At 44.2% G+C, this 21,728-nt stretch carries 20 protein-coding genes and 1 pseudogene; 14 read left to right on the forward strand and 7 right to left on the reverse strand.

What is annotated here, in order from left to right; genetic code table 11:
* Positions 1 to 10: 10 nt before the first annotated feature.
* Positions 11 to 619, reverse strand: a complete 609-nt coding sequence (locus LYZ37_RS17015; RefSeq protein WP_272788052.1) for a TetR/AcrR family transcriptional regulator — start codon at positions 617 to 619, stop codon at positions 11 to 13.
* A gap of 359 nt (positions 620 to 978) precedes the next feature.
* Here LYZ37_RS17015 and LYZ37_RS17020 point away from each other — a divergent pair, with 359 nt between their 5' ends.
* Positions 979 to 2,226 carry an MDR family MFS transporter gene (locus LYZ37_RS17020; protein ID WP_272788053.1) on the forward strand — a complete coding sequence of 416 codons (1,248 nt, stop codon included), beginning with the start codon at positions 979 to 981 and terminating at the stop codon, positions 2,224 to 2,226.
* A gap of 27 nt (positions 2,227 to 2,253) precedes the next feature.
* Here LYZ37_RS17020 and LYZ37_RS17025 read toward each other — a convergent pair whose 3' ends face one another.
* Both LYZ37_RS17025 and LYZ37_RS17030 read right to left on the reverse strand, forming a co-directional pair.
* Entirely contained in the window at positions 2,254 to 3,348 is a 1,095-nt protein-coding gene (locus LYZ37_RS17025; RefSeq protein ID WP_272283681.1) for a mechanosensitive ion channel family protein, read from the reverse strand.
* Between the two features lie 119 nt (positions 3,349 to 3,467).
* The gene (locus LYZ37_RS17030) at positions 3,468 to 3,908 is read right to left on the reverse strand and encodes a DUF2850 domain-containing protein (RefSeq protein WP_171381202.1); all 441 of its coding nucleotides are present in this window, start codon (positions 3,906 to 3,908) and stop codon (positions 3,468 to 3,470) included.
* Positions 3,909 to 4,213: 305 nt separating this feature from the next.
* On the opposite strand from LYZ37_RS17030, the gene ppnP reads away from it, so the two are divergent.
* From ppnP to LYZ37_RS17050, 4 genes are all read left to right on the forward strand, one after another.
* The gene (gene ppnP, locus LYZ37_RS17035; protein ID WP_272788054.1) at positions 4,214 to 4,501 is read left to right on the forward strand and encodes a pyrimidine/purine nucleoside phosphorylase; all 288 of its coding nucleotides are present in this window, start codon (positions 4,214 to 4,216) and stop codon (positions 4,499 to 4,501) included.
* A gap of 91 nt (positions 4,502 to 4,592) precedes the next feature.
* On the forward strand, positions 4,593 to 4,937 hold the full coding sequence (locus tag LYZ37_RS17040) for a hypothetical protein (RefSeq protein WP_272788055.1): 345 nt from the start codon (positions 4,593 to 4,595) through the stop codon (positions 4,935 to 4,937).
* Positions 4,938 to 4,954: 17 nt separating this feature from the next.
* Complete coding sequence (locus LYZ37_RS17045) at positions 4,955 to 6,166, forward strand: B12-binding domain-containing radical SAM protein (RefSeq protein WP_272788056.1); 1,212 nt, start codon at positions 4,955 to 4,957, stop codon at positions 6,164 to 6,166.
* 274 nt (positions 6,167 to 6,440) lie between these two features.
* The gene (locus tag LYZ37_RS17050) at positions 6,441 to 6,728 is read left to right on the forward strand and encodes a hypothetical protein (RefSeq protein WP_272788057.1); all 288 of its coding nucleotides are present in this window, start codon (positions 6,441 to 6,443) and stop codon (positions 6,726 to 6,728) included.
* Here the strand turns inward: LYZ37_RS17050 and LYZ37_RS17055 are convergent.
* Together LYZ37_RS17055 and LYZ37_RS17060 are read right to left on the reverse strand one after the other, a co-directional pair.
* Complete coding sequence (locus LYZ37_RS17055; RefSeq protein ID WP_272788058.1) at positions 6,725 to 7,882, reverse strand: GGDEF domain-containing protein; 1,158 nt, start codon at positions 7,880 to 7,882, stop codon at positions 6,725 to 6,727. The two genes, LYZ37_RS17050 and LYZ37_RS17055, sit on opposite strands and share 4 nt — an antisense overlap.
* A gap of 289 nt (positions 7,883 to 8,171) precedes the next feature.
* Positions 8,172 to 9,068, reverse strand: coding sequence for a LysR substrate-binding domain-containing protein (locus tag LYZ37_RS17060; protein ID WP_272788059.1), 897 nt, complete (start codon positions 9,066 to 9,068; stop codon positions 8,172 to 8,174).
* Between the two features lie 88 nt (positions 9,069 to 9,156).
* Between LYZ37_RS17060 and LYZ37_RS17065 the strand changes: the two genes are divergently transcribed.
* Positions 9,157 to 10,065 (forward strand): DMT family transporter, encoded by a 909-nt coding sequence (locus tag LYZ37_RS17065; protein WP_272788060.1) that lies wholly within the window; start codon positions 9,157 to 9,159, stop codon positions 10,063 to 10,065.
* Positions 10,066 to 10,099: 34 nt separating this feature from the next.
* Here LYZ37_RS17065 and LYZ37_RS17070 read toward each other — a convergent pair whose 3' ends face one another.
* Complete coding sequence (locus tag LYZ37_RS17070) at positions 10,100 to 11,167, reverse strand: DUF3541 domain-containing protein (protein ID WP_420794635.1); 1,068 nt, start codon at positions 11,165 to 11,167, stop codon at positions 10,100 to 10,102.
* 371 nt (positions 11,168 to 11,538) lie between these two features.
* On the opposite strand from LYZ37_RS17070, the gene LYZ37_RS17075 reads away from it, so the two are divergent.
* The 8 genes and pseudogenes from LYZ37_RS17075 (at position 11,539) to gntR (ending at position 19,784) form a co-directional block, all read left to right on the forward strand.
* The gene (locus LYZ37_RS17075) at positions 11,539 to 12,915 is read left to right on the forward strand and encodes a diguanylate cyclase (protein WP_272788061.1); all 1,377 of its coding nucleotides are present in this window, start codon (positions 11,539 to 11,541) and stop codon (positions 12,913 to 12,915) included.
* A 70-nt stretch (positions 12,916 to 12,985) separates the two neighbouring features.
* Positions 12,986 to 13,420 carry an Mpo1 family 2-hydroxy fatty acid dioxygenase gene (locus tag LYZ37_RS17080; protein WP_272788062.1) on the forward strand — a complete coding sequence of 145 codons (435 nt, stop codon included), beginning with the start codon at positions 12,986 to 12,988 and terminating at the stop codon, positions 13,418 to 13,420.
* A 227-nt stretch (positions 13,421 to 13,647) separates the two neighbouring features.
* Positions 13,648 to 14,656: pseudogene (locus LYZ37_RS17085) on the forward strand (TRAP transporter substrate-binding protein).
* A gap of 68 nt (positions 14,657 to 14,724) precedes the next feature.
* Positions 14,725 to 15,282, forward strand: a complete 558-nt coding sequence (locus tag LYZ37_RS17090) for a TRAP transporter small permease subunit (protein ID WP_272788063.1) — start codon at positions 14,725 to 14,727, stop codon at positions 15,280 to 15,282.
* Positions 15,275 to 16,591 carry a TRAP transporter large permease gene (locus LYZ37_RS17095; RefSeq protein ID WP_272788064.1) on the forward strand — a complete coding sequence of 439 codons (1,317 nt, stop codon included), beginning with the start codon at positions 15,275 to 15,277 and terminating at the stop codon, positions 16,589 to 16,591. Before LYZ37_RS17090 ends, LYZ37_RS17095 begins: the two co-directional genes overlap by 8 nt.
* Positions 16,592 to 16,674: 83 nt before the next feature.
* Positions 16,675 to 17,175: a gluconokinase gene (locus LYZ37_RS17100; protein ID WP_272788065.1), complete on the forward strand. Its 501-nt coding sequence runs from the start codon at positions 16,675 to 16,677 to the stop codon at positions 17,173 to 17,175.
* Positions 17,166 to 18,665, forward strand: coding sequence for an NADP-dependent phosphogluconate dehydrogenase (gene gndA / locus LYZ37_RS17105; protein WP_272788380.1), 1,500 nt, complete (start codon positions 17,166 to 17,168; stop codon positions 18,663 to 18,665). The genes LYZ37_RS17100 and gndA overlap by 10 nt, the downstream gene beginning before the upstream one ends.
* Positions 18,666 to 18,782: 117 nt before the next feature.
* Positions 18,783 to 19,784 (forward strand): gluconate operon transcriptional repressor GntR, encoded by a 1,002-nt coding sequence (gene gntR / locus LYZ37_RS17110; RefSeq protein ID WP_272788066.1) that lies wholly within the window; start codon positions 18,783 to 18,785, stop codon positions 19,782 to 19,784.
* Between the two features lie 281 nt (positions 19,785 to 20,065).
* On the opposite strand, the gene LYZ37_RS17115 is transcribed toward gntR, so the two are convergent.
* Complete coding sequence (locus LYZ37_RS17115; protein WP_071881318.1) at positions 20,066 to 21,598, reverse strand: DUF3612 domain-containing protein; 1,533 nt, start codon at positions 21,596 to 21,598, stop codon at positions 20,066 to 20,068.
* Positions 21,599 to 21,728 lie beyond the last annotated feature (130 nt).

The following is a 21,728-nucleotide window of genomic DNA, read 5'->3' on the forward strand; positions in this document are numbered from 1 at the left end:
TCTTACGTAGCTACTTCACTTTGTAGGTCGCGACAAAGCTTGTGACAGCGTGTTTGATGGCTAGCTGAACTTCCTCGCAGCTTGGAGGAGGCAAATGAGCTACTAATTGTGGCCAGAAAATCACCGCTTTAATACTGCCAAGGTATTGTTCTATAACAATGGAAACATCAGAAATGTCTAAAGCACCTGCCTTTATCCCTTGCTGCGCCCACTTTTGCAAACCGTAAGAATCTCCGAGAGACTTGTATTTAGACACTAATACCTTCGAGGTTTCATGGCAGCGAATACACTCAGCCATCACCAACCGCGCAGTAATTTGGTAGTCCTCATTGTTGATGTAACACATCTGCTTCAACGTCAATTCGGTTAATTGCTCTTCAATTGATACAGAAGGTTCAAATTCCACCTCACATTGGTCATCAAAGCGGCACATAAGTGTATCGACAATAACCTCAAATAAAGCCTCTTTGTTTGGGTAGTATTTGTAAAGCGTGCGCTTAGATACACCTGCATGCTTGGAGATACCCTCCATACTTGCTTGCTCAAAGCCCTTTTGAGAAAAAACCTCGATGGCCGATCTAATAATATCTTCTTGTTTTATATCGCTTCTTTTTACCATGAGAAGTATCCAATAAGCTTAAAGTAAACGGGTTAGTTTACCTTTGATTGGTAATATCTAAAGTATACACTATCGTTTACTTCCTAATAGTATTTATTCTTAGTGAGATGGCTGTTTAATGTCAAAAACGAGATTAAGACAAGATATTGAAGGTCAGAGCAATAAGTTCAGCTGGTAAATGCCAAACTTAGCTGTCAAAACTAGAATCATTAACTATCTCTTTTTAAATACTTTTTCCTAATTCACCTGCAGCTTACAGGCTTTTTTAACATCTGCTCGATAAAGTCTTTTGTTTTGATTGATTCTTTGTATACTGGCTAAATAACAATTATGCAACAAGTTGGACGAAGGAGAGTGGTATGGAAAGAGAACAAAGCTTGTTTCAATGGGAAAGAGTAAAGCGATTTAATCTTCCTGTTTGGACTGTCCTTATCGGTGTTTTTGTTTCTAGAACTAGCTACTTTATGGCGTGGCCATTTCTTATCGTGTTTCTCTATCAGGATTACGGTGCATCGGCATTTGAAGTTGGCGCCATGCTTGCTGCGTCAGCGTTTATCGGTTCTACGACCGGTCTATACTCGGGTTATCTCTCAGATAAGTTTGGCCGTAAATGGCTGATGGTCGCAGGGTGCGCCATTGCTTTCTTTGCATACAGTGGCATCGCCTTGGCAACCGAGATGTGGCATTTTCACATATTGATATTGCTAACCGGACTAATGCACCCATTAATTGATGGTCCAGCTAAAGCGGTCATCGGAGACTCTTTGCCAGATCTTAAAGATAGAGAATTGGCTTTAAATACCCGCTATTTCCTACTTAATATCGGCGGCGCAGCAGGTCCTCTTATCGGTGTGACTCTTGCCCTCGCTAACCCGCAAATTCTGTTCTTAGTGACGGGTTTTGCTCATGTGTTTTATGCTTTTTGGATCATGTTTGGTATTGAGAGAAAGAGCCACAAAGCGGATAAAGACAAGGAGTCTTCTGTTCTGCCGAACTTTAGGCAAACCCTTAAAGTCATTAGCCAAGACAAAATATTTGTTTTGCTCTTGTTTGCTAACTTGCTGTTGATGTTTGTATACGCCCAACTGGAATCGTCGGTTCCCCAAGTGATTGTGCGCAGTGGAATTGAAGATGCCGCAAAACTTATCGCGATGCTGATGGTGGTGAATACCGCAACGATAGTTGTTTTCCAGTTCCCATTGTTAAAGCTAATGGAAAAGCTGCCTCTGTTTAGTCGCACTAGAATTGGGATGATATTGATTGCGTTGGGTCAGGTTGGCTTCATCGTGTCACCAAACGATTCTGCACTTGGCTGGGCTATCGCCTGCTTTATTATCAGTGTCGGTGAAGTGATCACTTTCCCAACCATTAATGTGCAGATTGATCGACTTGCACCTGCTCATTTACGCGGCTCATATTTTGGTGCCACCGCTTTATACACGCTAGGCTTTGCGATAGGACCGCTGCTTGGTGGAGTCATGATTGAATGGTTAGGTTCCACTTGGCTATTCGCGCTCTGTTTTGTCGCTTGTTTAGGGATGATTTGGCTTTACCACGTTGCCTCCCATATGGAAGACAACGTAGAACGCGAAGTAGCATTGCAGTAGCCCAAGTCTTGGCTACTTAGCGAATGTTTAGCGCGTGATTACCTCTTCTTCACCTGCTCGCTGAGGATCAAGTTGTATCGTTTGGGTCGGGAAGGCGATATCCGCATCATGCTGCTGAATGATCTGGTAGATTTTTAGCAGCACATCTTGCTTCACTTCGTGGTAGCGAATCCAGTTAACGGTCTTTGTAAAAGTGTAAACCATTAAGGTCAAAGAGGATGGAGCAAAGCCATTGAAGTTAACAATCAGGGTTTGCCGAGTATCAATATCAGGATGATTCTCTAGCATGCTCTTGATATCAGATACGATGATTTCGACTTTTGCCCCATCTTTATAACGAATACCGATGTTCTCGTTAATACGTCGGTTAAGCATTCGAGACGGGTTTTCCACCACTATGTTGCTGAATACGGAATTAGGTACGTAGATAGGTCTCTTGTCGAAGGTGCGAATGATCGTCATACGCCAACCAATACGTTCGACTGTCCCCTCAATTTGTCTGTCTGGTGAGCGAATCCAATCACCCACTTTAAAAGGTCGGTCGAAGTAGATCATCATGCCACCGAAGAAGTTAGACAGCAGATCTTTGGCAGCGAGACCGACAATCAAACCACCGACACCACCAAACGTCAGTAGGCCAGACAGGCTTAAACCAAATGCCTGCATCACCGTCAGAGCTCCAATGACGATAAAGAACAACCGAGCCACCTTGGCAACCGCCTGAACGGTTGTCTCGTCTCTGTTGTTCTGTTTTAGGACGTACTCTTCAATGTTGTTGATAAGACGCATGGTGATCCAAACGAAAATACCGATCACCAAAATGAGCTTAAGCGTACTCAGCCAGTTGAGCTTTGAGCCCATGTAATCTTGGAGAAGAAAGCCTGCGGAGATGGTCGCTGGCCAACACCATATTAGGGCGCTGACCGGTGTTTTTAAGGCTTCGAGGGTTAAATCGTCCCAATGGAAACTGGTTTTAGCGACTAGCACTTCTAGTCGGCTGTAGACGATCCGCCATACGATCCACACCAGAAAGCTTGCTAACGTGATAAGCAGAACATTGGTATCCCAAGTTTGCAGCATGTTGGCCAGTGGTTGTGGCAATTGCGTGAGTAACTCGTTCATTTTTCGATTCTAATTTGGTCTGTATGGCACAAGTATATGTGTTATATCGCAGTCAAACTAGTGATTATCAGTCAACGAATGTGAAACGGAACATGTGCTCTAGGACGCTATTGGAATGGTTACTTATTGCCGAAATGATCAGAGAGCGCCGCACGACGATTTTTCGCAGAGCCACCTCCTTCCATATCAATCGTATTTTCGTAACCTTCTTTGATAAAACGCTGAGTAGGGCTGTTAGGTTCTAGGCGCCTCAGCTGAGGAGATTTGAATGTCCCCGCCAGTTGATAGATGGAATCGCCCCCTCCAGTTTGGACGGTAATGCGCTTCCCATCGAAATCAAATTGGGTCGCTATTAATCGGTCGTTACGATAGACGCCGCGTGAATTCAAGGTAAGCACTTCAGTCTGATAAGGTGGCGCACCGATTTCTATCCATCGACCGTAAACATGTTTTGGGTGGATATAATCTTGATAGCTAAAATAAAGTAGTGCACTGAACGCGATAGCCAGAGTGACGAAGATGAACACGAAAGCGGTTCTGATAGCGGAACTTTTAGTCATTTCAACCTGCTGTCTTCGTCATAGGGGTGAATTTACTGCGGACACATAGATTGTCGGAGATTAAAACTTAGCGCAATAACCGCACAGAGAACTTTGAACTCCAGCCCAAAAATACGGAACATGTCATTGTGCCCTTCATTTTATTTTAGCCGACTTCAAGTCATTTAACGAACCTTGGATATGACCGAGATTTTGGGTTTAGTGGTCGGTTTTATCATTGGGTGAGTAAATATTGTTGCCTGAATTAAAAAAATTCGATAAAACAAACGTTTTGATGGAAAGTAGTTAAGCTCAAGGAGAGATAAATGATCAAGGTAAACAGTTACTTTGAAGGTAATGTTCAGTCACTCGGTTTTACCCAGCAAGATGGCGACTCCAGTGTCGGCGTTATGGCTGCTGGTGAGTACACATTTGGTACAGCAGCGCCGGAAAAAATGACCGTAGTGAAAGGTGCATTGACCGTCAAACTAGCCGGTGCTCAAGAGTGGGTGACTTATGGCGCGGGCGAATCTTTTAACGTGGCTGGCGATTCATCTTTTGATCTGCAAGTGAAAGAATCCACTGCGTACTTATGTGAGTACTTGAGTGAGTAACCACTACCACATTAACATCTGACAAAACCACGCAGCGGCGTGGTTTTTTTATGCCTGAAAATTCTTCTCGTCAAAACCACTTGGTAACCCAATGTTAACCAGCGCTTTGCTACCTTTGCCGCTTGAGAGAGCGATGTTCAAAGGTAACACGGTGCGATTCGATATTAAGCTAGAGGTTCCAACAAAATGGAAAACAATGGTAGCGCTTTTGCTTGCCATCATTGCCTTGAAGTTCAACCTGTTTGTTATTTGGGGTGTCTTTTGTTGCTTTTGGGGTGTTGAGAATTTGCGAAACAAAGAGGCTTACTTTGTTGAGCGCGTCAAATTGAGCGATAACCCGATACTTTTTGCCATCATCATCTTGAGTTGGTTTTTTATGGGCGCGCTCTACTTCTATATGGACGATCGCATCTTCCAGTTTTTCTATGCACTTTAACCATCAAGAGGTGTGACATGAAGGTTTATCTAATCAAAGCGTCTTCAGGCAGTGACTATTCCAAGTATAAAGCGGAGACAGGAGGCCCGCCGCAAAACATATTTGCAGCGGCGGCAGCGACGCCTAAGTGGTATGACATAGACATGGTGGATGAAACCATCGGTATGAAGGCTGACTTGGCAACTGACGCGCAGTTGATCGTGATATTTATGTCAACGCCAGATGCGTATAGAGCGTATGAGCTAGCGAAAATATATCGAGCGAAAGGTAAGCTGGTGGTACTGGGTGGGCTACATACCAAGTTCAATCAGGACGAAGCCGCCGAGCATGCAGATGCGCTTATCATTGGAGAGGTTGAAAACTATTGGCTTGAACTACTCAATCATGCTGAGTTTGGCCAGTTAAAACTCAAGTATGAAAGTGAAGAGCCTGTTGACCTTAGTCAGCTTAATCCATACCCAACCGACATCATTTCGCCTTCGACTTACCACTACACATGGTCTGTGGTAGTGACGCGAGGATGTCCGTTTAAGTGTAATTTTTGCCTAGTTCCTAAGTTCTTTAATAAGTTCGAGACAAGGCCGATTAGTCATATTGTTGATGAGCTAAAGCACCTTAAGTCACTCGGTGTCGAATGGGTCGAGCTCCATTCAGATAATCTTACCCACAACCGTGAGTTTGCCATTCAGCTATTCAAAGCCATTGCGCCACTGAAAATGAAATTTTATGGTGAGACAACGGTATTGATAGCACGTGATGAAGAGTTGCTCTCTGCGGCCAAACGAGCTGGCTTCAAAGCGGTTCTGCTTGGGATAGAAACACCATCTGAAGAAGCCTTGAAAGCACAGAAAAAAGGATTCGTGAAACCAGACAAAATGAAGGAGTACATCAAGAAGATTAGACAATATGGCATTGAGGTGTGGGGAGACTTTCTGTTTGGGTTTGATGAGCATGACACGTCAATTTTTGAGCAAACTCAACGGTTTGTAAAAGAGATAAAAGTCGACAAGGTGATCCCGCACTATATGATTCCTTTCCCAGGGTCGGAAATGTTTAAAAAACTGGATCAAGAGGGAAGAATTTTAACCAAAGACTGGTCTAAATATGATGGGAGCCATGCCGTTTACTTGCCCAAGAACATGACTGCGAGCGAGCTTGAAGAAGGGATTTACTGGATATGGAGCAAGAACACGTCTTTTGTCGATAAGATGAAATCTTGGTTTAACTAGTTCAATACCTCTAACCGTTCCTATTTTGACTATCGATTTGATAAACGGGAAGGACTCGCAATCGGCGAAAAACGAGTTATTCCTGTTAATCATGCACTTAGTGATGCGTTTAATAATTGGCACAAGGCTTGCTGTGCATAAGGTAAGCCTGTTTGGGGAGTGACTCCTTGATTGGCTTTCGGAAATGCCGAAGATTTCAACAGTTATTATCAGAATTGTTATTGTAAGTCTTGGCTATACTTAGATAAAGGCGGTCAAAAGAGAGGAGGTGCTTATGGCTGTTGTACCAAAACACACTGACTCCCATAGTCGATACGACCCGAAGCAGGAGTTAACCGCAGATCAGCTACATCGCTTTGGTAAAGTCGCGCAAAAAGCTCGTGAGCGACGCAAAGAAGAGGTGGAAAGAGGTACTATGTCTGCCGTCGCAAGAGCTGCAAAAGATGCTGCTTTCAAGCCTATCGTAACGCCCAAACGCGAAAAGCCTAATACAGTGCGTTACGCCGCTTGGATGATTGTAGTGATGGCCGTTTCTCTATGGCTGATGTATATGAGCCGCTAACCTTGTTTAAGCGAAGTGACGCTTGCTAACTTCGCTTTAACACTTTGCGCTTTCTCCGGCGTCTTTTCTACTCTGTAGAAGCGATACTGGTTTTTACCACTGTGCTTGGCTGCGTACATGGCTTTGTCGGCGCAGCGGGTAAGTTCTGCAAGTGTGTTGGCGTCGTCAGGAAATAGAGAGACGCCGACACTCACCGTAAGCTCATTAATACGTTGAGAAGACTGATAGCCGTCAGTGAAAAGCCCACAAATGCGTTTTAGGATTCCCTCTAAATCTTGCTTCGATTTGACATCGTAAAGCAGCAGTACAAACTCATCTCCGGCAAAGCGAGCGACTGAGTAATCGTGTTTATCTGTATTGCGGTCTTTATTTCTGACGTTGTTTTTCAACCGCTTTGCAAAATGTTGTAAGACTCGGTCACCCACTTCATGTCCGTAGGTATCATTAATGAACTTGAAGTTGTCGATATCAAGAAACACCATAGCCGTGACATTTTTGCTCTCTTTCTTTTCTTCGAGTTTTCCTTGCGCCCAGTTTTCAAAACTCCAACGGTTAGCGAGACCGGTAAGCTGATCTAGGTAAGCGAGATCTTCAATTCCTTCTTTATACAAAGATTGAACATAGCTCATGACTTTGGAGTATTGATACGCGGAGATATTACATAATAAGTTGAGGGCAAATAGGCTTAACAGAAATATGGATTGCGAGTTTGTCGCAGTATAAGGCACGGCTTCAGTAAAAATCGTGGTAACAACTACGAGCATGTACAGACTTGTACTCAGAAAAGCCCCGACTTTAAATTCGTTTGCAAAGATGACAATCGCTGAAATGGGATAAAGCCACAAAAGTCTATCAGGAATGTTTTGTCCATAGATGAGCAAAATTACGCCATGAAAAAGGAGAACTCCACTTAAAATCAAATCACCAAATTTTGGCATTGGGTGTCTGATCAAGTAGATGACGTTGAGCAGTAAAATTGTAGAGGAAATCAGATTAATCGAAGCTAGGAAAAAGTCTTGCTCTATAATTCTAACTAAACTAAACGTGAAAATAATGGCTAACGACACTGATGAGCAAAGCATGACAACTTTGCGCTTCCGCGAAGCGCGAATGTCTGCCATTTCTTCTATTTGCTGACCAGCAAGCTTTGGCATAATCTACCTTTTCTACATTTATAGTCCCTCAAGAAAAGTCTAGATTAAATTTTGTAGTCTGAATGAATGTATGAATATTAAGAGCTTAATATCATCAATGATTTATATTGAGTTAGTTGTATATGACGACTTATAAAAATCGACTCAATGAAATTTGACGCTTAGGTAACTCGTTGTCTTAAGCTACTAATTTTACAATTAGTTAGTTTATTGACACCGCGTTTTTATCAGTGCCTACCTAATAGTAGGTATATTCTTCCACTTTTTTATAACAAAATAGTCTATGGCATTAGTCTTGAGTGAACTCGCGTCTAATCCAATTCCTCAGCTGTAATACATTCTCGTTTTTTAGTTTGCTTGGTTGGCAAGCGAAGTAGAACTCTTGGTGTGGATTCAATACTGGCTCACCAATTTCGACTAGATAACCTTGTTGGACGTCATCACGAACGAAAATTCGGTGGGTAACAAATACCCCAAGGTGACGGGTAGCAGCCTGAACTGCTTGGATAGAGGCACTGAATTTTAGGTTGTTTGCCGGGTTAGGAATGGAAGTATTGTTCGCTTCGCACCACACTTGCCAGTCATGCTTTCGTCTGTCGTTAGCGGCAATGATTGCGGGATATTTTTTAAGTAGTGCAATGGGGCAATCATAGTCAGCGGCTAATTCTGGGCTCGCGACCATGATCAGTTCATCATCAGCCAGTTTTTCACAGTAGTAATCCTGCCAGTCTTCGACATTGCCGTGTATCACCGCAACATCGACCCCTTCATCTTCCATGACAAATGTCCCAATGAGGGTAGAGATCCTCACATCAAGATTTGGAGCGTACTGGTTGAGTTGGTTTACCCTCGGAATCCACCAATGCATCGCTAGCGAGTTGACCATATTCAACGTTAAGCGATGAGATTGCTTCTCTTCGATCACCTGGTGGGTGGCACGAGTGATCTGTTCAAGAGCAGGGGCAACATTCTTGTAATAATGACGACCACTGGCATTGAGGGTCACATGACGACCAACACGGTTAAACAGAGATTGCCCAACGTGCTTTTCCAAAGATTTAATAGCTTGGCTAATGGCAGAATGGCTGACGTGCAGTGCAGATGCGGCCTCTGTCATGCTACCTGTTTCTGCGACGGCGACGAAGGCATATAGAGATTTTACTGGAGCGGGGATGATACGTTTCATATGTAAGTTTTTCTTACTAATAGTGTCAATATTACTCGTTATTTATTTCGGCTTTTTGTCCCTACACTTAAGATTAAGGGAGGGATTTATGTCGAACCAGTTGTACCCAGTTTTGTTTATGTTGGCCTCAACTTTTAGTCTGTCATTAACCGGACTATTTTCCAAATTCTTAGGTCAATATCTTGAACCAAGCCTACTTAGTTTCCTAAGGTTTATGGTGCCTGCGCTCATCATTGTCGCAATGACACGAAGGTTCTATACACGACCCACAGGCACATTGTGTCAGGCGATTTGGGTTCGTGCCTTGTGCATTGCTGCATGCCAAGTCTGTTTTATCTATTCGCTGAATCACTTAAGTTTAGTTGAAAGTGTGGTTTTATTTGGCACGGGTCCTTTGTTCTTACCTGTGTTAGAAAGATTAATATTTCACACCAAACTAAAGTGGATTTCAATTTGGGGGTTGGTACTGACGTTTACGGGAGTGGTTCTACTTGCCGGGGATGTGTCAGGGATTAATCTACGACTCGAATTGTTGGTTGGGTTAGCGTCTGGTCTGTTCAACGCGGGTTCTCAGCTTAGCTTGTATCGCATTAGTAAGTCAGAACTCAACGCATTTGAAATCAATTACTGGACGTTTCTGTTTGCGGCGATAGTGTTATCCCCTTACGTAGGCTTCAGCTACTTTAATAGCGAACAGATGGTCAATACCGTCGGGATTAACCTGGAAGTGCTTATTGCTGTAATGTTAGGCGTCTCATTCCTAATCATTAACACGCAGGTATTTCGTTCCAAAGCATACAAATTGGCAGAGTCCGGCTCGCAATTGGCGCCGCTGATCTTTACCAACTTACTGTTTACCGCGATATGGCAGTGGCTATTCTACGCAGAGAGCTACAGCTATTTGCAAGTAATGGGACTGACTCTGATTGTGCTTGCCAACATGTTTGTCGTTTTTGCTCCTAAATACTTGGGAAAGAGACCTGCGTCCATCGCCTAAACAGATAGCCCCGCATCGTAGCGGGGCTAGTTGTTTATTGTGGGATAAGACCATAAGGTGGATTAGAGAACATCTTGGGCTGACCTTTCACTGTCGGAGCCTCATTCACTTGCTGCCAGTCGAGCAACATAATAGCAAGGACATTGCGGTGTTCGCCGTAAGTGACGTCGAAATCCCCAGTAACAGAAGGAATCATCCCTTTGTTTAGGTCAATTGAGCTTTGAATCGCTTTGCGGGTTTTCTCGACCACTGGGTCATCTTCAAGGCCAGCTAGCAAGAAGGTAATCCCTACCTCAGCGATAACATCTTCCTTTGCTCGAATCAGAATGGTATCGATGTTGTCGCGGAAATAGTCATATATCCACTGATGTTGTTTTTCGCTAACTTGGTGTTGGTAGTATTCCGAATCGCCGAAAATGATATGAGTCATACCATAAAGCTTATTGCCGTACTGCTGCTTGGAGAGCTTTTTGTCTTCGTGGTCAGGGTAGGCTTTCTTGAAAGCTTCTGTGAAAGGTTCCACAACATCTTGCTCTCCTAGCTGTCTTAGCCAGTAAACTTGATTGGCCAGTTGCGCAGCCCAAGCCTTAATCATCTCTTGGTCCGTTGCGTATTTAGCGAAATCATATCGTCGAATGACTGAACGAAGCTTGTCATCGTGTTTGTGCTTCAGGCCGTACTCATTGGCGCGTGCCATCGAGCCTAACAGGTCAACACCAAGATAGAGGTATTCAGGCATATGTTTAGTGACGGTATAACGTCTGACACTGCGCTCATCGGTTTCGCCAATGTAGCCAGAAACGCGCTTTTCAGAGTAGAGAAGTATCTGCTCTGGCGTGTTGATTTCTGCGCTAAACTTATTGAGTCGACTGGCAACACGGGCCATGTCAGTCCACACCGCCGCTGAGTATTTTGGATCCAAGGTTTGGCGGAACATACGTAGTCCGTAGTGTCCTTCTTTAAAAGCTGGCAGCGTATATAACTGGCTCTCGTAGGTGTTTCGAATAACGTCTGCGGATTCTTTGTAGCTTTGTGGCGGAGATGCCATGACTGAGTGAGACAATACGATAGCAAAACACAATCCAATTAACTTTCTACGCATCCTAATAGCCCAATAAAACCCAATGAATATAACCATTAAGGTTAACAGATATTTTCATGGTCGATGTTATCTCTCGGTCAAATGTTAGTTTGTATGAGAGCCTACAAGCCATTAACGTGAGCTAGAAGTTGTTATGTCATTTGCCATAAACGCACTTGAACGTGGAGTGTATTCGGCGATGTGTGCCAATTTTTCCGCCTTGTTCGATAAAAATACTCTTATTGTCGATAATTTTATCGATTACCAATGAAAAAAAGGCCGATTTATTGTAACTTTTATATAACCAATACAAATAATAACAATACGAATAACAGGCTTTCTTTCTCGGGTATTACCCGGTGTTTTGTTGCATGAGTAGTTGTGGGGGGCGGATGGCCTTGAGTTCAGGCAGGCATTTTTATCTTAATGCTGTATGTTTGTTGGTTTTTGTTATCTCTATCGGATTGGTTGAGTCACTCGACCGTAGCCAAAAATCTTTCTTGCGCGACAGTTTGTTAGCTAAGTCGAAAGAAGAACTCTCAATTGTACGTTCAGAACTCGAATCGGCGATTGTGTCTGATATTTATGTGGTCAATGGGCTATCGGCACTGGTTGCGGCAAATCCTGAATTTGAATTTTCGGGATGGGATCTGATTGCTTCAAGTGTGATTCGTAGGAGTAGTCATGTGCAATTGCTAGGCTTAGCGCCAAATGATGTAATCCAGTATGTCTACCCCTTAAAAGGGAATGAAAAAGCTTTGGGTTTGGATTACCGAACTATTCCAAGCCAGTGGCGTACAGTAAAGAAAGCTCAAGATCTACAAGAAATCTTTATTGCAGGTCCTGTCAACTTAGTGCAGGGAGGGTTAGCCCTAATTGCACGTGTTCCTATTTTCCAAGATCCGCCTTATAACTCGCGCTATTGGGGAGTATGTAGTGTTGTTATTTCATTAGAGTCCTTATTCTTAGATGCTGGCGTTTCTGCGTTTGAAAACACTTACAATATTGCAATTAGAGGCAGAGACAGTGCGGGACTTGAAGGCGATATTTTCTATGGTTTGCAATCTACATTTGACAACGCTTTCGCGATAGAATCTGTCCACTTTCCTTACGGTAGTTGGGTTATCGCGGCCTCAACTAAGAAAGACTTGCTTGCCAGCAAGTCTTGGTATCAAGTTCATGCGGTTAGACTATTAGGTTATCCGATGATACTTATATTGGTAGTGGCCTTTGCGCTTACTTATCGGCTTTATACTGAAGCAAGCAAACGCTCTTTGCAGGATGAGTTAACCTTGTTACCTAATCGACGATATTTCATGTATACGCTGCGTGAACACTTTGATGCTGTTCGAAAGCGCCATGAGCAAGATCGCTTTGCCATTTTGAATATTGATCTCGATAAATTTAAAGCGATCAATGACACCTTCGGTCACGCAGCTGGTGACAAAGTCTTAATAGCTACTGCTGAGCGATTAAAGAGCGTGTTGAGAACATCTGATGTGGTTGCAAGAATCGGTGGGGACGAGTTCTTAATCCTGTTGCCACGAATTGAAAACTCCAATGATATCGACGTAATTAACATCGAATTGCAGAAGGCGATTTGCCATACCCCGGTCATATACGAACAGCACTTGATCAATTTACAGGTGAGTGTTGGCTATGCGATCTATAAGCCTGAATTCAATGACATAGACGACATGCTCAAGTTAGCTGATTCACGTATGTATCAAGAAAAACGCCGCCAGTTGCAAAGAACTATCACAAATTAGTCTTTATTGACGGCAGGGGATGTAAAGCCATGCTATAGAAATAATAGGATGATTTTACAGGCGAAAGAGTATGAAGGATCTCACTCAATGGCTCACTGAATACGGTGAAAGCCACCAAAATCCGATCAATCAAAAGATTCATAAAGTTGCCGTGCCGGGGATTTTCTTATCAGTAGTTGGACTGATTTGGTCAATACCACCACTTGAGCTATTTGGCTTAACTCTCAACTGGGTATGGATCGCTGCGTTGCCAGTGATGGTGTTCTATTTCCGGCTGTCACTCAGCGTATTTATTATGATGCTGGGGTTTACTCTTGCGTGTATTTCTCTGGTTTGGTCTATCGAAGTTATGCAGCTGTCGGTTTTGCTTGTCTCTTTGGTGTTGTTTGCTGTGCTGTGGCTGTTTCAGTTTATCGGTCATAAAATTGAAGGGAAAAAGCCCTCATTTTTCGAAGATGTTCAGTTCCTACTTATTGGCCCGATCTGGGTATTCAGAAAACGATAACAGATTCTGTGATCTAGCTAAGCGAGACTTTGATCACAGAGTCTGCTCTCGATGTTAATTCTTTTGGGTTAGTAAATAACAAATGTGACAATAGTCATAGTAAAACGTTATCTGTTACCGGTAACATCAGTTCTAACGTTACCGGTAACATAAAAATTAGAACCGGTAGTTTACCTAGGTCATATCGGCTAGATTGGAAACTGAAACAAATAAAGGATACCCCTACTATGAAAGCGATGACTAAAACTCTGCTTGCTGCCACGATTACCGGTCTTTTCTCCGCCTCAGCGTTAGCTGCAGATTTTAATCTAAAGATTCAATCATCAGATCCGTCTGGCGATCTCAACTACAAGGTTCAACAAAACTGGGCAGAGCGTGTTGAGAAAATGTCTAGCGGCCGCATCGAGATTACCAGTAGGTGCTGTGGTTAAACACACTGAAACCCTAGGCGCGATCAAAATGGGTATCCTAGATGGTCAAGTGACAGCGACCGGTTACTTCTCAGGTAAAGATCCAGCGTTCGGCCTTATCGGCAACATGGTAGGTGCTTGGTCAGATACAACACAGTTACTGCAATACATGAACTATGGCGGCGGTAACGAATTGATGACTGAGCTGTATGCGCCTTACGGTGTTAAGTTTGTTGGCGCTTCAACCACAGGTGTTGAATCCTTTATTTCTAAGAAGCCGATTGATGGTGTTGATGATCTAAAAGGTTTGAAGCTTCGTGCACCAGAAGGTCTGGTTCAACAAGTGTTTGCCGCGGCAGGGGCGACGCCTGTTAACTTGCCAGGTTCAGAAGTATTTACCGGTCTTAGCAAAGGTGTTATTGACGCAGCAGACTACACGGTTTTCTCAACCAACCAGAAAGCGGGCATGAACGATATCGCAACGCATCCTGTTCAACCTGGCTTCCACTCTTTGCCGCTAATCGATATCTCTATCTCGCAAAAGAAATGGGACAAGATGCCGGAAGATTTGCAAACCATTCTTCAGACTTCGGTACGCGACTTCTCTTACGATATGACGACTCAGCTAAAAATGGCTGACCAAGCTGCAGTGAAGGAAGCGCAAGCAAACCCAAATATCACCATTCACAACTGGTCTGACGAAGAGCGTAAGAAATTCCGCGAAATTGCCAAGACTCAATGGAAAGTATTTGCAGAGCGTTCTCCAAATGCACAAAAAGTGTATGACTCAGTAACAACATTCTTAGAAACCAATGGTCTTCTTTAAGCTATCCGTCCTTGTTTAGCTTCTCTCGGGAGGGCTAGCGCCCTCCTAATTTTTTGGGAACATTTTTTATGACTGATAACACACCCCATACGCCACCAGAGCCTGATGAACAGCCAAGAAACTTTTTGGACAGAATCATTATAAAAATCAGCAACCTGTTGAGCTGGCTCTTTATCGCGACAGTACTTATCTCATTTTACGAAGTTGTGATGCGTTATGTATTTGATGCACCGACGACTTGGGTTCACGAAACGGCGTCATTTATTGGTGGGTCTCTGTTCATTGTTGGAGGGATATACGCATTCGCCGCCAATAAGCATGTTCGTGTGGTGTTGATCTATGATGCGGTATCTTCTCAAACTCGCAAGTATCTGAATCTCGTTCACCATATTGTAGGATTAGCTTTCGCCGGGATGCTGGCCTATGCCGCGTATTTTCTAGCGCAGGAAGCTTGGTTTACTCCTTGGGGTGAGCTCAGATTAGAAACGTCTGGCTCGGTCTTGAACGCCCCTTATCCTGCATTACTCAAAGGTTTGATCTTTGTTGTTCTCAGTATTCTTGTTGTCCAGTTTGTATTGCACCTAATCCAAGAGATTATGGGGCTAAGGAAGAATGACGATGTTTGATCTCTCTTCAATTGGCATCGCATGGGGCAGCGTACTCATGCTAGTGATGATGATTGGCTTGCTGCTTACTGGCATGCAGCTCGCTTTTGTGACAGGTTTTGTCGCCATCTTCTTCACCTTATGTTGGTTTGGGCCAGATGCTCTACCTCTCATCGCGAGTCGTACCTATAGCTTCGCCTCTGGTTACGTGTTCTTAGCGGTTCCGATGTTTGTCTTAATGGCGGCATTGCTTGATCGTTCTGGTATCGCTAAAGACCTGTTTGATGCGATGAAATCAGTCGGTCGAAAGGTGCGCGGTGGTGTTGCCGTTCAGACACTATTGGTTGCCGTATTACTTGCTTCTATGTCTGGTGTTATCGGTGGTGAAACCGTATTACTTGGTATTCTCGCACTGCCTCAAATGTTGCGTTTAGGCTACGACCGTAAACTCGCTATTGGTACTACTTGTGCTGGTGGAGCGTTGGGAACCATGCTGCCTCCGAGCATTGTATTGATCATCTACGGTATGACAGCGAGTGTATCAATTGGTGACTTGTTTAAGGCGTCATTTTTGCCCGCATTTATCTTAGCTGGCTGCTACATCGCATACGTGTTGATTCGCTGTAAGCTGAACCCTTCTCTGGCACCGATTCCTAGCGATAGTGACGAGGAGGATGAACCACAAGTCAGCTACTTTAAGGCGTTGTTTTTCCCTCTACTCTCAGTCGCGGTTGTATTAGGCAGTATTTATACCGGTGTCGCATCGGTGACAGAAGCGTCGGCATTAGGCGTAGTTGGTATCATGCTCTCTGCGATCATTCGTGGCGAAATGAACTTCAAAATGCTCAAGGAAAGTGCCATCGCAACAATGCGTACCTGCGGCATGATTATGTGGATTGGTATCGGTGCAAGTGCATTGGTCGGTATCTACAACCTAATGGGCGGCATTGATTTTGTCGAAGAGGTGATTCTTGGTCTAAGTGGTGGTAGCGCGATTGGTACTCTATTGATCATGATGGTGATTCTATTGGTTCTGGGTATGTTCCTTGACTGGGTTGGCGTCGCGCTACTAACCATGCCTATCTTTGTGCCAATTATTACTGGCTTAGGTTTTGACCCAGTATGGTTCGGTGTCGTGTTCTGCTTGAACATGCAGGTTTCTTTCTTGTCACCACCGTTTGGGCCTGCTGCGTTCTACTTAAAATCCGTGGCACCGAAGGACATTAGCCTTGGAGAAATCTTCACTTCACTGCTGCCATTTATTGCATTGCAGGTGTTTGTACTTAGCTTAGTGATTATTTTCCCGGAATTAGCGATGTGGTGGAAATAACCACCTCATAAGCGAACGATTACACATTTTGAATTGGTGCACAGCCTTCGGTGAGAGTTGAAGGCTAAGGATAGTATTGTCCAATGAAAGCAAAGAAAATATTAGTGATGGGCGTATCAGGCTGCGGTAAGAGCTTGATTGGCAGCGAGATTGCGAAGTCCCTTAATTTACCCTTTTATGATGGTGATGATTACCACCCGCTAGCCAACGTTGAGAAGATGCGTCAAGGTACGCCGCTCACCGATGATGACCGAATTGGTTGGTTGCATACTTTAAATCGTCTCTACGTCGAGAATGAAGCAGCGGTTATCGCTTGCTCCGCGTTAAAACCTGAGTACCGCGACATCTTAAGGCTAGAAAACCAAGATCTAGTGATCGTGTTTCTTAAAGGCGATTTCGAAACCATTTGGTCTCGCCATCAAAAACGTGATAACCACTACTTCAATGGTGAAAGTATGTTGAGGAGTCAATTTGAAGCACTTCGAGAGCCAACACAGGAGGAAGCGCTACATATTGATATTCGCCATTCAGTGGAAGAGGTCGTTGAACAAGCTTTACAGGCGATTGAGGAGTCATATTCATGATTCAGTCAAATATTGCCATGATTGGCCTTGGAGTGATGGGGAAAAGCCTCGCGCTTAACCTGCTTGATAATGGTTTCAATGTTACTGGTTTCGATATCAATAAACAAAACCGTGAACGTGCCAATGAGGAAGGTGAACAGCTATCAACGCAACCAAACAAAGGCCGCCTACGTATCGTAGAAAACTTAACAGAATTGCTAGAAAGCCTAGAGAGCCCGCGAGTCATTGCTCTCTCTGTTCCGGCAGGAGATATTGTTGACTCAGTCATCGAAGATTTACTTAATGCAGGCTTAAGCCGTGAAGATATCGTTATCGATACTGGCAACAGTTTATGGACCGACAGTGAACGTCGTGAACAGCAGTTCTCGGGTAATTTACGATTCTTCAGTACCGCCGTTTCAGGCGGTGAAGTTGGGGCGCGTACTGGACCGTCATTAATGGCAAGTGGAGACCGTGAAGCGTGGAACTATGTCAAACCGATGTGGGAAGCGATCGCAGCAAAGGTTGATGCAAAAGGTCTTCCGGTCGCTCAGTTTGAATCTGGAGAGGCTTGCGCAGCCTATCTAGGACGAGCGGGGGCAGGGCACTACGTTAAAATGGTGCATAACGGTATTGAGTATGCGGATATGCAGCTGATCTGCGAGGCATACCATTTCATGTCGAGCGCGTTAAACATGCCCGCTTACGAGATTGGCGATGTATTTGAGACGTGGAACCAAGGCGTACTCAATAGCTACTTAATGGAAATCAGTGCAGAAATCTTGCGCACAGATGATCCGGTAACGGGGCGACCGTTTGTTGAAATCGTGTTAGATAAAGCTGGTCAAAAAGGAACAGGGCTCTGGACGGCGGTAAATGCTTTGCAGCAAGGAGCACCGGCTCCCACCATCGCACAAGCGGTATTTTCTCGTGCTCAGAGCAGTCAAAAAGAGACGCGAGGTTTAGCGTCTAGCGTTTTCAAGTCAGAACCGAACTCCGAAACCGAGTGGGATAAAGCGTCACTGCTCGCAGAGCTACACGACGCGCTCTATTGCTCAAAGCTCACGGTTTATGCTCAGGGTTTTGAACTACTCAAGACAACCTCAGACAAAGAAGAGTGGGCACTAGATTTTGCTAACATCGCTAAGATATGGCGAGCGGGATGCATTATCCGAGCAATCTTTTTGCAAGATATTACGCACGCTTATCAAGAGAACAAACAACTGGAGAACTTGCTTCTCGATCCTAAGTTTGTTGAGCAGCTAAATAATCGTTCTTCAGGTTGGCGAGGGTGCATTGCAAAAGCAGCGCTAACCGGCGTTCCAGTGCCCGCAATGAGCTCAGCGCTGAGCTACTTTGATGGGCTTCGCAGTGCGGTTTTGCCAGCGAACTTACTCCAAGCTCAGCGAGATTACTTTGGTTCACACAGTTATGCGAGAATCGATGAACCGGAGGAAGCTCGCTATCACTTGACTTGGAGCCGCGGGCAAAAACAACAGATTTCGGTATAAATCAGAGCGTTCACATCAATGTGAGCGCTTTTTTGTTAGGTTCAACAATAAAAAAGATTCAAATACTCGGTACTATGTTACCAGTAACACAAATAGAACAACGCAAAGTAAATCTTCATGGCGAACAAGAAAAAAAGACCAACGCTTCAAGATATTGCCGACAGAGTCGGCGTAACGAAGATGACCGTGAGTCGTTGCTTACGAGATCCTTCCCAAGTCTCTGAAGCGATCAAAGATAAAATTAACCAGGCAGTAGAAGAGCTCGGCTATATTCCCAATCGCGCCCCTGACATACTCTCAAATGCTAAATCGAATGCCATTGGTGTCTTGGTGCCGTCTTTAACCAACCAAGTCTTTGCTGAAGTCATGCGAGGTATTGAATCTGTCACTACCCCGGCAGGCTATCAAACTATGATTGCTCACTATGGTTATAGTTCAGAGCTCGAAGAGAAAAGTATCGCGTCGTTACTGTCTTATAATGTGGATGCGATTATCTTGTCTGAAAATTTCCACACAGATAAAGCGCGCAAGATGCTTGAAACCGCTTCAATCCCCATCGTAGAGATTATGGACTGTTTTTCTCCTCGGATTGAACAAGCCGTCGGCTTCGATAACGCAAAAGCATCACAAGCAATGACAGAGGCCATTTTGGCCAAAGGGCGCAAACGGATCGCTTACTTTGCTGCGAGAATGGATGAGCGGACTCGGTTAAAAATGCAGGGTTATCAAAACGCAATGGAGAGAGCTGGTTTTGAACCTATCAGCTTGCAAACGGAAGAAGCGTCTTCATTTACCCTTGGCGCTAAGTTACTAGGTGAACTTAAAGAGCGCCATCCCGATGTAGACGGCATAGTGTGTACGAACGACGATTTAGCCATCGGGGCGCTCTATGAATGCCAAAGGAGAGGGATTTTGGTTCCCGAGCAAATGGCGATTGCTGGTTTCCATGGTCACGATATCAGCCAAGCGATGATTCCTAAACTGGCAACTGTGGTGACGCCGCGTGAGGAGATTGGACGTGTTGCGGCCACTCAGCTGATAGACAGGCTGAAAGGCAAAACATCATGGAATGATTGTATCGATCTGGGTTATCAAATCGAAACAGGTGAAAGTATATAATTGCATTTTGCAAAACTTACATTTCCTATAATGCACTAAATTGCAAAATGAAAACCTGTTATGCGCATTGTTTTTGTGAAATGGGTTATAAATTAGCCATATTTAAGGGTTTTGAATGGTTTTAAAAGTTGGCACGCTTAATGCTTTATTACTAGTGACCCTTCTTAAGCCGAGGGTCACCTAGCCAACTGACGTTGTTAGTGAACCTAATTTGTTCACACTTATATGTAGCCAATCACGATTGTTGTGATTGGCTTTTTTTCTATCTGGGCTAGATAAACCTAAATTTGAATCGACGCTTCCTGGCAACCGTTGTAACAACTTGGTTTGCGTGGGCACACTGCACCTCGTGAACAGATAACTCTTGCATCAGTCTGTATGCCACGTTCAATCCAGTTAATATTAAGAATCTTAGCAATGGTCGTGAACTCTTTTTGCATGTAGCGAGGTATAGCGGCGCTGCCCCCGTTACTCACACACAGAGATTTAAGCTCTTCTGCCAATTCAATCGAATTTCCCCCCTGAGCATCGATAGCTGGGTTTAAGTCGATCCCCGCACAAAGAACACGATTGTTTCCAGCCGGGTCAGTCATATTGACTGATTCACAACAGTATATCCTTGGCTCATCCCCGACATTCAATATCGATATCTGTGCCGAACTACCTTGCTGGGGCTCCGACAATCTTCTAAACACTGCCCAATGCTGACAAGGGTCATTTACCTTTCTCATGTTTCCCCAAGGTAAAGGAATACCATTGCCACGATATACGGCTTTGAGTTTATTTTGACCGTAGGCATCAAAGTAGTGCCAGTGGGGGTAAGGAGAAACAACGGTCATACGCCTCATGGCAACAGAAGGAGAGACACCGGCTTTAAGGTGAACATCGATTTCATATCCACTGCGATCGAGTAACTGCCTAAAAGGAACTTTAGGGCACAGCAGCGCACCCGCGAAAAAGCTCGATTCGAAGTCTCGCCATGCTTGTAAAATGTCTTGGGAATTAAGCTCAGATGTAGGAGAGGCTTGGCTATTTTCCTCCCAGCTATTCGCGTGTCCAACTGAAAGAACGCTTTTTAGTCCTTCTTTACTATGCAACACGCAGTGACCTATATAGACCGCCAGATCGTATTTAAGACGCGTTGGGTACTGTTTCAGTACCTCATTTAGGTAGATGCTACCGGGAGGCTCAAAGAATGAGGTGACAATCTGTTTTGCACTTACTCCTAATTCGTCCACGACATCTTTCGGTGGTCGAGAAATCCAGCGAATGGTTAGCCCTAAGCTTCGCGCAATATCCATCAAATCTTCTGCCGACAGATTCAGCCTTTTTAATCCAACTTCTTCAGCCGCTCGCTCTAAATCTGGAAAGTGGTTTTGGTTGCTTTCTTGGTGAGCACGAATAAGAAGGTGTGCAAACTGGCGGCCAGTAATGCCAGTTTGTGACAACATCTCGGGTATCGCTATCTGCAAAATGTCATTGGAGAACAAAAAGCTTGGTTCCAGTGCCATTCCACTGATGCCGCCTCTATTGCCTTTGTCTGGTGTGATGTCTGCTTGTTCTGGTTCATCATCCAAAAACCAAGCAGGATCTTTTTGGAACACCTCTGCAATGACCTCCAGCATATCAATGCTTGGAACGCGCTTTCCGCGCTCTATCATGGATAGATAAGAGACAGAAGGGGCATACTCTGGATTGACGCGAATACAGCGTGCAGAGAGATCCTCCATAGTTAAATGGTTGCGTTTCCTAAGGTTTCTAATCTTAGTACCTAAAAAATGAGACTGACGAATAAGGCTTTTTGACACTGGCATTTTGTAAAATTCACACTGTAAAATTTTTGTTGTGAAATTGTAGTCAAAAATTCACTAGTATACAAAGTAAGCAAAGTCACAAATTCGCAAATCAATGAAACGCCAGTTTGGAATATTTGCTCTAGGACAT

The organism is Vibrio tubiashii, assembly GCF_028551255.1.
Classification (GTDB): Bacteria; Pseudomonadota; Gammaproteobacteria; order Enterobacterales; family Vibrionaceae; genus Vibrio; species Vibrio tubiashii_B.

What these genes read in the sequence shown, in the direction of transcription:
- LYZ37_RS17015 (WP_272788052.1), bottom strand. Translation starts at nt 619, where the DNA reads ATGGTAAAAAGAAGCGATATAAAACAAGAAGATATTATTAGATCGGCC.
- LYZ37_RS17020 (WP_272788053.1), top strand. Translation starts at nt 979, where the DNA reads ATGGAAAGAGAACAAAGCTTGTTTCAATGGGAAAGAGTAAAGCGATTT.
- LYZ37_RS17025 (WP_272283681.1), bottom strand. Translation starts at nt 3,348, where the DNA reads ATGAACGAGTTACTCACGCAATTGCCACAACCACTGGCCAACATGCTG.
- LYZ37_RS17030 (WP_171381202.1), bottom strand. Translation starts at nt 3,908, where the DNA reads ATGACTAAAAGTTCCGCTATCAGAACCGCTTTCGTGTTCATCTTCGTC.
- ppnP (WP_272788054.1), top strand. Translation starts at nt 4,214, where the DNA reads ATGATCAAGGTAAACAGTTACTTTGAAGGTAATGTTCAGTCACTCGGT.
- LYZ37_RS17040 (WP_272788055.1), top strand. Translation starts at nt 4,593, where the DNA reads ATGTTAACCAGCGCTTTGCTACCTTTGCCGCTTGAGAGAGCGATGTTC.
- LYZ37_RS17045 (WP_272788056.1), top strand. Translation starts at nt 4,955, where the DNA reads ATGAAGGTTTATCTAATCAAAGCGTCTTCAGGCAGTGACTATTCCAAG.
- LYZ37_RS17050 (WP_272788057.1), top strand. Translation starts at nt 6,441, where the DNA reads ATGGCTGTTGTACCAAAACACACTGACTCCCATAGTCGATACGACCCG.
- LYZ37_RS17055 (WP_272788058.1), bottom strand. Translation starts at nt 7,882, where the DNA reads ATGCCAAAGCTTGCTGGTCAGCAAATAGAAGAAATGGCAGACATTCGC.
- LYZ37_RS17060 (WP_272788059.1), bottom strand. Translation starts at nt 9,068, where the DNA reads ATGAAACGTATCATCCCCGCTCCAGTAAAATCTCTATATGCCTTCGTC.
- LYZ37_RS17065 (WP_272788060.1), top strand. Translation starts at nt 9,157, where the DNA reads ATGTCGAACCAGTTGTACCCAGTTTTGTTTATGTTGGCCTCAACTTTT.
- LYZ37_RS17070 (WP_420794635.1), bottom strand. Translation starts at nt 11,167, where the DNA reads ATGCGTAGAAAGTTAATTGGATTGTGTTTTGCTATCGTATTGTCTCAC.
- LYZ37_RS17075 (WP_272788061.1), top strand. Translation starts at nt 11,539, where the DNA reads ATGGCCTTGAGTTCAGGCAGGCATTTTTATCTTAATGCTGTATGTTTG.
- LYZ37_RS17080 (WP_272788062.1), top strand. Translation starts at nt 12,986, where the DNA reads ATGAAGGATCTCACTCAATGGCTCACTGAATACGGTGAAAGCCACCAA.
- LYZ37_RS17090 (WP_272788063.1), top strand. Translation starts at nt 14,725, where the DNA reads ATGACTGATAACACACCCCATACGCCACCAGAGCCTGATGAACAGCCA.
- LYZ37_RS17095 (WP_272788064.1), top strand. Translation starts at nt 15,275, where the DNA reads ATGTTTGATCTCTCTTCAATTGGCATCGCATGGGGCAGCGTACTCATG.
- LYZ37_RS17100 (WP_272788065.1), top strand. Translation starts at nt 16,675, where the DNA reads ATGAAAGCAAAGAAAATATTAGTGATGGGCGTATCAGGCTGCGGTAAG.
- gntR (WP_272788066.1), top strand. Translation starts at nt 18,783, where the DNA reads ATGGCGAACAAGAAAAAAAGACCAACGCTTCAAGATATTGCCGACAGA.
- LYZ37_RS17115 (WP_071881318.1), bottom strand. Translation starts at nt 21,598, where the DNA reads ATGCCAGTGTCAAAAAGCCTTATTCGTCAGTCTCATTTTTTAGGTACT.